Below are 14,061 nucleotides of genomic sequence, written 5' to 3'. Positions count from 1 at the left end.
ATCTTACCCTTCCTTTGGTACAAATTTAAACTCACCTGTCCCTTGTCCTTGATAATCTTTTATTTCGACTTTTAATCTATACTCGATGTCATATACCCCTTTAATATCTGGATGCTCAATTTTCTTGACTTCCTCTAATTTATATTGTCTATTGTTATGAAAGTACTCTTTGAACTCATCATAGTTATGTCCACCACTTACCCCATGACGTTTAGTACATTTTTTAACTTCTCCAGTTAAGTGTTCAATATAGTAACCTTCTTTGTACTTAAGGTCACCCGTACCCTCAATCCGCCCATCCTCCGAATTGCCTCCGGTCTTTTTCTTATCTCTATCAAGATCAGCCCGATAAATATTATGATCCTTCCCAGTATCACCATCAAATGAATCGCCTCTACCAGGTCCGCCTAATCCATCAGCAAACACAAAATTCAGCTGATTTAAGTTTAGGTTGTAAATTGTGGTATTAAGCAGCCTTCTCCACCTTTCTACTAAGGTAACGGCTGGCCACTTATGGATTTTGACTTTTGGGTCGGGCTTTTCTTTGCTGTTTGCTTCAGGCTTAGACCCTTTTTCTTTTCCGACCTGCTTAATCGGTGAGTTTTGTGCACCAATCGGCTTTACTCCGCCGGCAAACAGGGCAGCTAAGGATAAACTGCTGGTCCAATGTTCTTTTGAAAAGGGTTCATCTGGATTGAAGGTATTATTGCTAATATCAAGGGCTCCGATTGTTAAATAGTTCCCAAAGTCATAGACAGAGTCAGTTGCTTTGTCTGCTCTTTCGTTTAGACCTTCACCAAAGCCTTTAATTCCATCAAATGCTCCGATCGTTAAATAATTTCCAAAATCATAAAAAGAGTCAAGCTTTTTTTCGTTTCTTGATTCAAGTCCGTTCAAAAAATCTGCTCCGATTTCGCCAAAGCTATTTAATGACTTTTGTAATTGGGTTTTCTTCTTCGGATTGTTTTTCTTCCTCTTTACCATAATTAACCCTTGATTGTTCCGATGTCCACTCAGTAGAAGCAGACCCGCCGTCAATCGTATTGATTGAAGAAAAAGTAAGTTTAAATTCCCCAATCTTCCTCCCCATTTCCCGCAGATATGCCCTTGTTTTCCCAAGCGGTCCATTGACGATTTCCAAATAAGCTGTTTGGAAAGATTGGATGATTTTTTCGTGTGAAAGAACATTTTTAAAGGATTGAAAGGATTCTCCAAAATAGTGAACCGCTGCAGCTTGTCCTGCCTTAAACGTATTTTTTAGTCGATCTGTAACAGGATTCATAGAAAGCAATGAAGTCACCGCTAAGGGTGCAAATGTAAGCTTTCTGCTAAGGGTATTGATTTGTGCTGCGAGTCTTTGATCTTCTTCTTCCATTTTAGTTCGTGTCCGGTGAATAAGGATTTGAATAGTATCAAGACAGTCTTTATATTGATGAATGGCGTGTTTTAATTCGTCTTTCAGATCCTCTATTGCACCTGTCGTTCCACCTGAGAGATTCATTAGCAAGGAGCTGTAATGCCATGTGAGGGTTTGAGCGGCTTCACTTGCTTTTTGTTCTGCTTTATTAATTTCTGTTGACAATTGCTGCAGCTGTTCGGGGTAAATTTGAATTTCATTCATCGATAGTCCTCTGCTTTCTGGAGCAGGCGATCAATTTCCCGGCTGATTTCTCCTTGCAGATCAAATCCAATACTAGTTACGATCGCTTCCAGCTGTGAAAGATCTGAAACAAGCCTTTGATAAGCATCTGCGGCTCTTCCTTTCCAACTGCTGGCATATAGCTGATTTCCTCTTTGATAGAGATCTATACTTTCTCTAAATTCACTTAAAGCATTTCGGACATTAAATAAATAGGCTTCAAGTGACTCAACTTCCATTTGAATTTTCAATTTTTTTGCCTGCCGTTCGATGTCTGACAAAGAATCGAGCACTGGCAGTCACACCCTTTCTAGAACATTCCTACACACTATGGTAAAAGAAGGAATATAAGAAAGAAATCATTCATTTTTCCTATTTTATCTTGATATCAGACCAAATTTTCTCTCCAAAAAATTCCGAAAAATACCTAATTTTATGTCGATCGTTATAAATCACCTAAAAAAAACCCATCAAATAGGATTAAAGATCTATAAATTATCCAAAAAAAAACTTCTTCTAATCCTTTTTAGGTATATCAGTACCAGCTATAAAAAATAAAAAAAGATCTGCCAAAGCAGACCTTTCATCGAACCTCTACCCAGCCATTTTTAATGGCGACAACAACGGCTTGAGTACGGTCATTTACATTCATTTTTTGTAAAATATTGCTGACATGGTTTTTGACCGTTTTTTCGCTAATAAACAACGCCTCTCCGATTCCACGGTTACTCTTCCCATCAGCAAGCATCTGAAGAACTTCACACTCACGACGGGTCAAAATATGTAATGGACGACGAATCTCAGGTTGGATAGCCTGGCTTGTCCCATTTGAACCGTTTGTAGCTAATTTGCGGAACTCATTAACAAGATTGTGAGTAACTTTAGGATGAAGATAAGAACCGCCGGCTGCAACCACTTTAACCGCTTCAATTAGTGTGTCTGCATCCATTTCTTTTAGAAGATATCCCCGCGCACCCGTTTTTAGCGCATGCGTAACATAATTTTCATCATCATGGATTGATAAAATAATAACCTTTGCTTCCGGATTTGCTTCCACAAGCTGACGCGTTGCTTCCACTCCGTTTACATTCGGCATATTGATATCCATGATCACGACGTCTGGTTTATGATCTTCTACGATTCGTAATGCTTCTTCTCCATCGTCTCCCTCTGTGACCACTTCAAAACTAGGTTCGAAATCTAAAATACGTTTTACACCTTCACGAAATAACTGATGATCATCAATAATTGCGATGTTTGTTTTAGTGCTCATGCATACGCCTCCCTAATTTCCATTCTAGTCTAAAGGTCAACTGGTGCGTCAATATGCCTTTCGACTCGTTTTACACATTTAACGGTACTTGAATCATAATAAAAGTCCCGAGCCCGATCTTTGAATCAATTGTGATTTTTCCCTCCAGGAGCTCTACTCGTTCTTTCATCCCGATTAAGCCAAAGGAATTTTCTGTTTTGCCTTTCACAGTCTTGATATCAAAACCTTTCCCATTATCCTTTATCATTAAAATAACATAAGAACGATTTATTTCAACTTTTATTGATATTTCACTTGCTTCTGCATGCTTTAAAGCATTTGTAACAGCTTCCTGAGCTAAACGAAACAAAGCGACTTCAAATCTGGATGGAAGTCTATTTTCTAATTCTTCCCCAATTGTTTTAAATTCAATTCTAGTTTTGCCATTGTATTCTTCAATCGTGTTGACATACTTTCTGAGGGTAGGGATGAGACCAAGGTCATCAAGTGCCATCGGTCTTAGATCATAAATAATTCGTCTAACCTCATATAACGCATTTCTGACATTTTGTCTTAAATTGCGAATCTCATTAAACCCCTCCTCTGTTCCCCGGTCACGGAAAATCCGCTCAATTAGTTCAGACCTCATCATAACATTTGCCAGCATTTGAGCCGGCCCATCATGAATTTCCCTGCTGACCCTTTTTCTCTCCTCTTCCTGAGCTTCAATGATTCGCAAACCAAAATCCTGCTTCGCTTGAGCATCCTCAAGCAAACCGCCGACCTGCTTAAGGTCTTGGTTTAAATAATTTAAAACAACTGTTATTTGGCCTACTAGAGCCTCTGAGCGCTCAATAATTTCCTGTAAACCAAGAAGCCTGCGTTCTAAATCATCTCTGCGGTCCCGAAGCTGCTTCTCCTGATTCTGAAGCATTGCAAGGTCCACTTGCAGTTTATGAGCTTTTTCATAAGCATCCCGAATTTCCTCTTCACTAAAGAGTTGGAAGTTTTTGCTTACTTCAGATAGTCGATTCCGGGCAAATCTTGCATGAATTTCAAGATTATCACCTCGTTCTATTACTTCGTTCACCTGTATCTTAATTTGCTTTAATTCCTCAACAAGCCCTTCATACTGGCCGCGAGACTGCTCCCCAATCTGAAAAATATCATCCTTGCTTCCGTCTACTGTCGAAATCATTTTATCAATTATTTCATCAAGAACTTTTGAATCTAACTTCATGGAAGTCACCATTTTACCTCCAAATTGTCATATTGTTAACAAATCGTTATACAGCTTTTCATTGATGTAAGAAATTTGTCGTTTTATAATAAAAGAATGTGAATTAATAATAATGGACTTTTAACGTACATATTCCTTGCTGCTCTTTTTTTCAAAAAAAATGTTGCTATTAAATATAAGTGGTCTTCATATATAGGCAATCGATATAACTTCGATTGCTTCCAGTCTCACATATGACCTCCCACTTCAAGCTTTATTCTGGAAGTAATCATTTTGTTTTAATAGTAAAAGGTTTGCGAAACAATATTCTCATATACAAGAACACACTCCAAAACACATAGCAGGAGGTGTACAAACATGCTACCTTATTATTATACCGTAAAAGAATACGGAGAGCATGAAATAGTCATACAAAAATCGCGGTTTATCTGTTACTTAAATCGTGCCAAAACTGAAGAAGAAGCGCAAGACTTTATTAATAAAATAAAAAAGAAACACTGGAACGCCAATCATAATTGCTCAGCTTATCTCATCGGTGAACAAGACCAAATCCAAAAAGCCAATGACGACGGCGAACCAAGCGGTACAGCCGGAGTGCCAATGCTTGAGGTATTAAAAAAACGTCAGCTTAAAGACACTGTCGCTGTCGTTACACGCTACTTCGGCGGAGTAAAGCTAGGTGCCGGCGGTCTTATCCGGGCATATGGAAAATCTGTATCAGAGGGTTTAAATGAAATTGGTATTGTCCAGCGAAAGCTTTCCCGAATCATGCACACAAAAATCGATTATACCTGGCTGGGAAAAGTAGAAAATGAGCTAAGATTGTCTTCTTATCGATTAAAAGAAATACACTATATAGACGATGTAGAGATAGAGACATATGTGGAAGAAGGCCAGAAAGAACACTTCATCGAATGGATGACAGAATTAACCAATGGGAAAGGTGAAATTTTTGAGGGTAATGTGAGATATTTAGAAGAAGATGCTGTTTTTTAATTTATGTTTAAGAGGAGAAGCTTTTATGAATAGACAAGAACTCAAAGTTGAAAAAAAGAGAAGAAGAAAAAAGAAAAGACCTGTTTTAAGAAGACTTTTACTTATCACTGTTATCCTTTTCTTTATTGTAGGAGGATATGCAAGCTATTTAGTATACAAAACGATTCAAGCAGCAAATGAATCGTATACCGAATTAGAACGCGGTGAAAAGTCTAAGCTTAGAGAAGCCGCCGTTACTGCTGGAAAAGACCCAATATCTATTCTTCTTATGGGAGTTGAAGATTATTCCAGCGGCGGAGAGAATGGAAGAACTGACTCATTAATCGTTGCTACAGTAAATCCAGATACAAAAGATATGAAATTAATTAGTATTCCTCGTGATACAAGGGTTTATATTGAGGAAGCTGATAAAGAAGACAAGATAAATCATGCTTATGTTTATGGTAAAAAAGAGGCAACTATTAATGCTGTAGAAAACCTGCTGGAAATACCTATTGATTATTATGCAACTGTTAACTTTAATGGTTTTAAAGAAGTTGTAGATGAAATTGGCGGAGTCACAGTTGATGTTCCTTTTAATTTTTGGGAAAAAAGTGATGAGAATAATCAAAGAATATATTTCGAAGAAGGCAAAATGAAACTGAATGGGGAGGAAGCACTGGCTTATGCCCGTATGAGAAAGCGCGACCCTAGAGGTGATTTTGGCCGGAATGATAGACAAAAACAAATTATAGAAGCCTCTATTGATAAAATAATGTCTCCCAACAACTTGCTAAAGCTAGATGAAGTCGCAGAGCATGTTGGAAAAAATGTAGAAACAAATTTACGAATATCTGAAGCTCTTGCCATTCAACAACGTTATGGCGGCTTTAATTCATCGTCAATTGATCAATTGACGATTGAAGGTCAAGATGAGTATGTTGGAGGCGTATATTACTTCTCTCCGGATGAAGAAAAACTGAAGGAATTAAAGACAGAGCTCAACAATCACCTTGAACATACATCTTCATTAGCAGATTCAAATCAAACTGAAGATTACGATACAGAGTAAAAAAGATGAAGGTGATTCGGCTTTAAATTTAAGACAAGCACAAGGCAAGGGGACTTTCTCTTGCCTGTGTTGCTGTTTTATAGAAATCTTATTGAAAGTTTATTTTAAAAATAAAGAAAGGCCTGGAATTCAAAGTTAGCTTTCACTTTAAATTCCAGGCTTTTTTTATCGGGAAAGTACTTGTTCTTTATTATCTTGGTTAGAATACTTCCTTTTTTGTCTTTTTTTATAGATATTACCAACTGATCCTATTAAATACTTACCTATATGTGTCAAAGAAAGTAAGTAAGTTGTGACCCCTGATAAAATCATTGATCCGGTAAACAGAAAAACCAAGTAAACATAAAAATTAGGAAATGCTGTTTTACTTACATTCTCAATCAACACGATTTGGAAAAATGGATGTAATAAATAGATTCCGAAGCTTAACCTGCTTATCCAATTTACAATAGTTGGCAGCCTGTTCATCTTTGAAGCGATATAAAATAAAATGAACCAAATCATGATGGTAAAAAGAAATACATCTACCCTTTTAGAAGACATCACAGGAATAATCTCTACATAATAAAGATATAATATTGCTGCACATGAAAAAAGACTCAAAACAACAATTTTACCGATATGTTTATTTACTAGTTCCTTAAACCTCTCAAAGTGTTTGCCGCAATAATAAGCGATCGCAAAATAAAAGATCCAAGCTAAAAATGGATACCAATACCATCTCTTCCAAATAACATCTCCATTCGTTAACGTATTTGGCGGTGAAGTAAGATTAAAGTAGGATAAATAACCAACATTAATGATAAAGGTAACAATCAGAATTACTATTGGCGAGACTTTGTTCTCTACCTTTATAAATAGTGCGTGTAAAATGTAGAATTGAAATATAATTAATATAAAATAACCATGATAATTCCCTTGCAAATTGTGAAGAAAAATGTCCAGAACAGATTCAAAATTTAGATTAGGGTAGTTCGTTACAATAGAATATAATAATGCCATAAAAATAAATGGTACTAAAATATACTTAATCCTTTTAGGAAAAAAGGTCTTAGGCAATTTTTCCGAATAAGAATAGGATAATAAAAATTCCGATATAATGATAAATAAGGGTGTAGCAAACAATAACAGCAGTCTTGAATTATTGATAACTGAATGTTCGTTTTGCGGAATGCCAAAAACGTTCATTGAAGCTCCAATTGCATGTAAAAGCACAACAGCAAGACATGCAAACGCTCTTATAAAAAAAATCTCATTTACAACATTCTTTTTCTTCATCTATTTGCACCTCTCATTTGCACCTCACACTCATGGTCATACTACCATTAAAAAGGTAGCAAGCCAACCTTTTTTTAAATGGAAATAATATTATAAAATAACATTTTTTTCACCCTTTTACTTTTACCCCCAAATTTCCATCAAATTTAAAATAGGATTTTAATTCTTTTCCATCGCTAATAAACTTACAATTTTTGATGAATAACTTTCCTCTTTATAATTAATTAGATAAAATGATAAAATAATGAAAGCCTGTGTAAAAGCTTATTTGGTTATCCATTTGAAAATTAATAGTTATTTCAACATTTAAAAAAATCTTTCGTTTTTCGATATTTATTAATAGAAAGTTAAGGAGGAAAATGATAATGACAAACATAAAAAAGTCCGTAAAAAAAGCCATTATTCCTGCCGCTGGATTAGGAACTAGATTTTTGCCAGCAACAAAAGCAATGCCAAAGGAAATGCTTCCTATAGTGGACAAGCCTACTATTCAATATATTGTCGAAGAAGCAATTGAATCAGGGATTGAGGATATTATTATCGTTACTGGAAAGGGAAAAAGGGCTATTGAGGACCATTTCGATAATAATTTCGAGCTCGAGGACAATCTTTTAAAGAAAGAAAAATTTGAACTTCTTGAAAAAATAAACCAACCTGCAAAGGTAGATATCCATTATATTCGTCAAAAGGAACCTCTCGGCCTTGGACACGCTGTATGGTGTGCACGCAAATTTATTGGTAATGATCCTTTTGCCGTTTTACTAGGTGATGATATTGTACAAGCGGAAAAGCCTTGTTTACAACAATTAATCGAACAATTTGAAAGTACCGGGAAATCCATCATTGGTGTACAAACTGTACCGGAGGACGAGACACACCGCTATGGTATTGTTGCTCCTAGAAGTAATGAAGGAAATCGATATTACGTAGATTATCTAGTAGAAAAACCAAAAACCGGAACGTCTCCTTCAAACTTAGCTATTATGGGTCGATATGTTCTAACTCCCGAAATATTCACTTTACTTGGTGAGCAAGAAAAAGGGACGGGCGATGAAATTCAGCTGACAGATGCCCTGCAAAAACTTAACAGCCTGCAAGAGGTTATTGCCTTTAACTTCGAAGGAAAACGGTTTGATGTAGGTGAAAAGTTAGGATTTATTAAAACTACTATAGAAATGGGACTTGAAAGAGGAGAATTAAAACAAGAGCTAGTATTATTTTTACAAGAAATGCTCAAAAAAGAAAATATTTATAATTGATACAAATGATCGAATAAAGAAATAATAAGTCCTTTACATGCATGATCATGCTAACAAAAGAAGGAGTTTGTAATATGCAGTCAAACAAGCTTAAAATAAGTGTTGTTATCCCAATATATAATGTTGAACTTTATCTTGAAGAGTGTTTAGACTCTGTAATAAACCAAACTTATGGTATTGAAAATCTTGAAGTCATCTTAATAGAGGATCAATCTACTGACAATTCATATGAAATAGCGGCAAACTACCAAAAAATGTTTCCCGAACATGTTACTCTTATAAAAAATGAGGAAAATATGGGTTTAGGGAAAAACCGGAATATTGGTGTAGAACATTCAACAGGAGATTATGTACTCTTTATTGATAGTGATGATAAATTCCCTTTAGATGCCATTGAAAAATTCACCAACCCTTTAAAAGAGGATCCTGACCTTGAATTATTAATTGGAACCCATCGAAATTGGTTTGGAGAAAAATTGACAAGTTCACCTATATATAAGCAATTGAAGTTATTTGCCAATCAATCAATCATTAATATTACAGAATTGCAACTGAAAGAATTATTACTAATTTTTGACTTAACTCCTGCATGGGCAAAGCTTTATAAAACTGAATGGATAAAAAAGAATCAATATAAAGCTGTTGAGGGGCATTACTATGAAGATGCCTTCTTTACCATGACTACTTTTTTTAATGCAAAGAAAATCAAATTCATTAAGGATGTTGTCTATCTTTATAGAAGGGATAATTTTTCTTCCATTACAAGAACTTTTTCTAAACAAAAAAATGATGACTATCTAAAAAGTATAATGGATGTTAGAACTCAACTTCTTATTGGAGACTTTGATAAATACAAAATGTATTCAGAGCTCAGGCTTTTTAACATGTGGAGAAATGTCATTTTTGTAAACTGCGTGGAATTAATTTCCAATGACGAACTTCCTGATTACGAAGAAGACATTAAGAGGTGGCTGCTATTATCGAAAGAATTATCGTCAAGCTTTGTTGGCAGACTCCCTTTATTTTGGCAAACAATCTTAAAGAAAATTTCTACCTCAAAAGAAGAAAACTTAATTGATTTGATTTATTACTTTAAAAGGCTAAAAAAGGCCAATCCAAAATATATATCAAGAAGCGTATTTAATGAAAATGAAAGAACTTTTTCATTTGCTGAGCTATTAACTATTTTCAATACGATTGAAAATAACCTTCATCTCTTTGAGCACAAAATCTCAAATGTTTACTTCTGGAGATTAGTAAGATTTACTGTTTTTGAAAATATACTTGTTCAACTTAAAATGCAAAAGCTGATGGGCAGTGAAAATACGTTTGGAAAATCATCCATTCTTGAACAAATCGAAAGGTACCATACAACGGAAAATTCACCTTTTTATGGGGAATACTCTTTAAATAGCATCATTCTTGATCATTCAAGAAGACAAAAGTATAAAGGAAAATACATTGATTATAAATCTTATCATCTTTTGGAGCAATTAGATGATAAGAACATCGATTATCAAGTATTAGAACTTCCTCATAACGGAGAACATTATATTGATTCATCCGAAAACAGAAAATATCTAGAATCGCTGTTCTTGTTTTTAGAAAAGAAGACCAAATCTAATTTTTCTTTTAATCAAGACGAAAGCCAATTACTCCTTCAGATAGAAGAAGCCTTTTATGAACAAACGGGAGTCATTCTTGAGATAAGAGACCTTATTAAAAAGGTAATTAATGATTTCAAGTTGAGGTATTTATATTTTGTAAAGCTATTTAAAAAGCGAGGGGTTAAAAAGGTATATTTGGTTGGTGGATGGTGGCATACAGCCATAATTGCTGCCGCTCACAAATTGAACATTGAGGTAATAGATGTGCAATATGCAGCCTATTCTAAATACCATCTAGGATTTTGTTATGACAATGTAAACAGCAAGATCCCTTATTACCCTGACAAGATCTATGTGTGGGGAGAATATTGGAAAAATAATGGCTATTTACCAATTAAAGAAGAGAACAAGCTGATATTTGGAAACAAATTTATGCAAGAAAAAATAGAAGAATATAAAGATGTAAAAAAGAAACAGCAAATTTTAGTGATTTCTCAGGGTGTACATGGTGATGATATTAACCATACGGCATATAAACTTGCAGAGAAATTACCGAATTACGAAATTGTTGTAAAGTTACATCCAAAAGAAAATGAGGAACGTTACAAGGATAAATATAACGGCCTCCCTAATTTCAAATATGCTGATAATTCTATAGATTTATTTCATTACTTTGCAGAATCAACATATACAATTGGTGTGTTTTCTACCGCAATATTTGAAGCGGCTGCTTTTCATAATAAAGTTATTTTATTAAACTTATTGGGAGTAGAACATTTTATCGATTTAGTAGAAAGTGAAAATTTTTATTTAGTGAATGATGAAAGAGAAATTGTCGATATTGTTTGCAATGAAAACAACTCAACCAAGTCTTTAAATACCGATATGTTTTTCAGTACAGAAATAGGTATCAAAAATTTTTAGTTGGCAAACTGCGCTGCTAAATAGTTAATGGAGGAAATGAAAATTGATTTTTCTAGAGTTTGAGGGCCTTTTAAAATCAGAATTTGAAATGAGCTTAAATGAATTAATATACAAAGCTGATCAAAATAAGCGAGAATATGTTTTTCAAAGATTGATCACACTTACATCAAATCTTGTTGAAAACAATCATTTTAATAAAGTCATCAAATATTTTTCAAAAAAAGGCGATGTAAATAGTCTCTATAATTATTTAAGATATTATCTTGAATTTCCTATTTTCACTGCTGAAGAACGAGATGATAAAATTATATCTGATTATCATTATATCTCTGATGATGTACCCTTAGAATTACTTGATGTATCAGAAGAACTAAATATTGAATTTGACTTTCAACAATTAGAAATAAAAGAAAACAGCTTAATGATGAAAGGCTTTGCTTTTATCCCCTTCATTAACATGGAAAAAAAGGAGGATATTAAAAAAAAGCTTATATTAGTTAGTGAAGGCAAAAAAAGAGAGTATGAACTTGAAAATATTGAAACGGAAGAAACATTAGATCAAGGAAACGGGATTTATTATTATCAGTATGCAGGTTTTGAAAAAAGTATATCTCTTAATGAAACAGAATCCAGCTTAACTTGCTTCTTAGAATTGACCAAAAAAAATGGGGTCAAATATGAAAAGTATTGCTTTGATATTGTTAATCAACAAATCCAAATCGATACGCAAAAACGAAGAAGCGAATTAAACCCTATTATTAGAGAAGTGACAGAGCCAGAATTGTTGTTTGTTGAAGATGAGCAAAATATAAATATATCTTTAAAAATAGATGACAATCTCATAAACAGCTTATTACATTCTTCTAATAATATTCCAAGCATACAGTTTGGTGATTCAGTTCTAAACTACAAGGATATTATTGAAAAAAACGTAGTAATCAACAACATCACATATTTAAACCAACCGCTTTTAAGATTTGAAATAAATCCATCATTATTAACTAATCAAGGTAAAAGTTATATCGTATTCACCTATAATAACAAGAGGCAAGATATAAAATATACGAAAGATCAACATGCCGTCCTTGATAAATTAAAATGTGATGAAACAGGTTTATATGTAAGTATTTTTTCAAATAAGAAAAATAATATAGAGCTGCATGTACAAGATAAACAACAGCTCCAACAGACACCAGGCACTTTAAAAAATATGGTTAAGTTTATAAGAAAAGTTAAACGGCGATTAAGCTAATATACAAAAAAAGAGGGTTAAAATAACCCTCTTTTTTTGTCCTTTTATTATTCTTGAGTATGTTTTATATGCTCTTTGCTTTTGAAAATGATCATTTTGCTTACTAAATAGTTAAACACTATTACCACAATATTACTAACCGCTTTTGCAAATAGGTCGTTTGTCGAAAGCAATTCAACTAAGAAAATCATCAAGAGCAAATCAATAATTAAGGATACGATCCGATAAAAAATAAACCAGAATAATTCTAAAAAAACCTCTTTCATCCCAGCTTTCCTAGAATTAAATACGTATATTTTGTTTGTAATAAACGCAAAAATGACAGAAATCGTCCAGGCATAGAAGGTTGACAGTGTATAAGATACATGTAAAATGTCTGCTAATAAGAAATAGCAAACGATATTTACAATTGTCGTTAACACTCCAAATACAAGATAGGACACTTTTTCTTTATTATTTTTCATTCAGTACCTCTACCTGCATCTTACTATTATTATATTCATTCACAAAATACTGAGGTCTCCTTTTAGACTCATTAAAGATTCTGCCTAAGTATTCCCCTAAAATTCCGAGGCAAAGGAGTTGGATTCCTCCAATAAATAAGAGGACACTCATAATAGAAGGATACCCGCTAACACTTGCTCCAAATAACAACGTTTTTATCACGATAAAAAACATATAAATAAAAGCACACATCGAAATAGCCATACCGAGCCAGGAAGCAAATTTAAGAGGAACTGTAGTAAATGAGGTGATCCCTTCAATGGCCAATTCTGTTAATTTGAAATAATTCCATTTTGTTTCACCTGCTGCCCTTGAATCTCTATCAAATAATATTTCTTTTTTATTAAAACCAATCCAGCTAAAAAGCCCTTTCGTATAACGTTGACTTTCTCTCATAGAAATTAAGGCATTGATACATCTTCTGTCTAAAAGCCTGAAATCACCCGTATCCTCCTGAATCGGTATCCTTGTTAATTGTTTTAAGAGACGATAAAACATTTTTGAGGTTTTCTTTTTTACCCAGGACTCACCGGACCTGGATTTTCGTTTTGCAAATACGTCGTCATAGCCTTCTTCCCAATATTTTATCATTTCAGGTATTAACTCGGGAGGGTCCTGCAAATCAGCATCCATAATAATTAAAGCATCGCCCTCTACAAAGTCCATCCCCGCTAACATAGCCGTTTCTTTACCAAAATTTCGGGATAAATCTAGATAACTAACTCTATAATCTATCTCTCTTAGGTTTTTTATCTTCATAAGAGTTGTATCAGAGCTTCCATCATTAACAAATAGAAGTTCAAAATCATAATCTTCAATAGCATCTATAACAGAAGTAACTCTTTCATAAAATTGAGGTAATACTTCTTCCTCATTATAGGCAGGGACTAATATAGTAATTAGCTTCATAAGAATCTCCTCTATCAAAATATTATATAGAACAAAGAACAACCACCGCTTATCTGGTCAAGACCCCAAAAAGTGGAGATGTAAAAAAACCGGAGCTGTTTCTAAAAGGAAATGGCTCCCTTTTTATTCATTAAGTTTTTGATCGTTCTG

13 protein-coding genes are annotated in these 14,061 nt (G+C 34.0%); 5 read left to right on the top strand and 8 right to left on the bottom strand.

Features of this window, described 5'->3' with window-relative positions:
- Positions 1-3: 3 nt before the first annotated feature.
- From IC621_RS14195 to IC621_RS14180, 5 genes are all read right to left on the bottom strand, one after another.
- On the bottom strand, positions 4-984 hold the full coding sequence (locus IC621_RS14195; protein WP_224752536.1) for a CdiA family toxin C-terminal domain-containing protein: 981 nt from the start codon (positions 982-984) through the stop codon (positions 4-6).
- Positions 923-1,621, bottom strand: a complete 699-nt coding sequence (locus tag IC621_RS26515; protein ID WP_224752535.1) for a WXG100 family type VII secretion target — start codon at positions 1,619-1,621, stop codon at positions 923-925. Before IC621_RS26515 ends, IC621_RS14195 begins: the two co-directional genes overlap by 62 nt.
- On the bottom strand, positions 1,618-1,932 hold the full coding sequence (locus IC621_RS14190; protein ID WP_191158985.1) for a hypothetical protein: 315 nt from the start codon (positions 1,930-1,932) through the stop codon (positions 1,618-1,620). Before IC621_RS14190 ends, IC621_RS26515 begins: the two co-directional genes overlap by 4 nt.
- A gap of 290 nt (positions 1,933-2,222) precedes the next feature.
- Entirely contained in the window at positions 2,223-2,912 is a 690-nt protein-coding gene (locus IC621_RS14185; protein WP_191158984.1) for a response regulator, read from the bottom strand.
- Between the two features lie 70 nt (positions 2,913-2,982).
- Positions 2,983-4,131, bottom strand: coding sequence for a sensor histidine kinase (locus IC621_RS14180; protein ID WP_396653036.1), 1,149 nt, complete (start codon positions 4,129-4,131; stop codon positions 2,983-2,985).
- A 357-nt stretch (positions 4,132-4,488) separates the two neighbouring features.
- Here IC621_RS14180 and IC621_RS14175 point away from each other — a divergent pair, with 357 nt between their 5' ends.
- Together IC621_RS14175 and IC621_RS14170 are read left to right on the top strand one after the other, a co-directional pair.
- A complete protein-coding gene (locus IC621_RS14175) occupies positions 4,489-5,127 on the top strand; it encodes a YigZ family protein (RefSeq protein WP_191158982.1) in 639 nt (212 codons plus the stop codon).
- 25 nt (positions 5,128-5,152) lie between these two features.
- Positions 5,153-6,178 (top strand): LCP family protein, encoded by a 1,026-nt coding sequence (locus IC621_RS14170; protein ID WP_191158981.1) that lies wholly within the window; start codon positions 5,153-5,155, stop codon positions 6,176-6,178.
- Positions 6,179-6,343: 165 nt separating this feature from the next.
- On the opposite strand, the gene IC621_RS14165 is transcribed toward IC621_RS14170, so the two are convergent.
- A complete protein-coding gene (locus tag IC621_RS14165) occupies positions 6,344-7,456 on the bottom strand; it encodes an acyltransferase family protein (RefSeq protein ID WP_191158980.1) in 1,113 nt (370 codons plus the stop codon).
- Positions 7,457-7,821: 365 nt separating this feature from the next.
- On the opposite strand from IC621_RS14165, the gene galU reads away from it, so the two are divergent.
- The 3 genes from galU to IC621_RS14150 all read left to right on the top strand — a co-directional run bounded on the left by galU (position 7,822) and on the right by IC621_RS14150 (position 12,498).
- Entirely contained in the window at positions 7,822-8,715 is an 894-nt protein-coding gene (galU, locus tag IC621_RS14160) for a UTP--glucose-1-phosphate uridylyltransferase GalU (protein ID WP_191158979.1), read from the top strand.
- 74 nt (positions 8,716-8,789) lie between these two features.
- Positions 8,790-11,246, top strand: a complete 2,457-nt coding sequence (locus IC621_RS14155; RefSeq protein ID WP_191158978.1) for a glycosyltransferase family 2 protein — start codon at positions 8,790-8,792, stop codon at positions 11,244-11,246.
- Positions 11,247-11,289: 43 nt separating this feature from the next.
- The gene (locus tag IC621_RS14150) at positions 11,290-12,498 is read left to right on the top strand and encodes a hypothetical protein (protein WP_191158977.1); all 1,209 of its coding nucleotides are present in this window, start codon (positions 11,290-11,292) and stop codon (positions 12,496-12,498) included.
- Positions 12,499-12,545: 47 nt separating this feature from the next.
- Here the strand turns inward: IC621_RS14150 and IC621_RS14145 are convergent, their stop codons facing one another.
- A complete protein-coding gene (locus tag IC621_RS14145) occupies positions 12,546-12,962 on the bottom strand; it encodes a GtrA family protein (protein WP_191158976.1) in 417 nt (138 codons plus the stop codon).
- Positions 12,952-13,911 carry a glycosyltransferase family 2 protein gene (locus IC621_RS14140; protein ID WP_191158975.1) on the bottom strand — a complete coding sequence of 320 codons (960 nt, stop codon included), beginning with the start codon at positions 13,909-13,911 and terminating at the stop codon, positions 12,952-12,954. The genes IC621_RS14145 and IC621_RS14140 overlap by 11 nt, the downstream gene beginning before the upstream one ends.
- Between the last annotated feature and the right edge of the window lie 150 nt (positions 13,912-14,061).

The sequence above is a fragment of the Metabacillus arenae genome (assembly GCF_014773385.1).
Lineage (GTDB): Bacteria > Bacillota > Bacilli > Bacillales > Bacillaceae > Metabacillus_D > Metabacillus_D arenae.
Note: the sequence above shows the minus strand (reverse complement) of the source record. Positions and strands in the feature narration are given on the sequence as shown.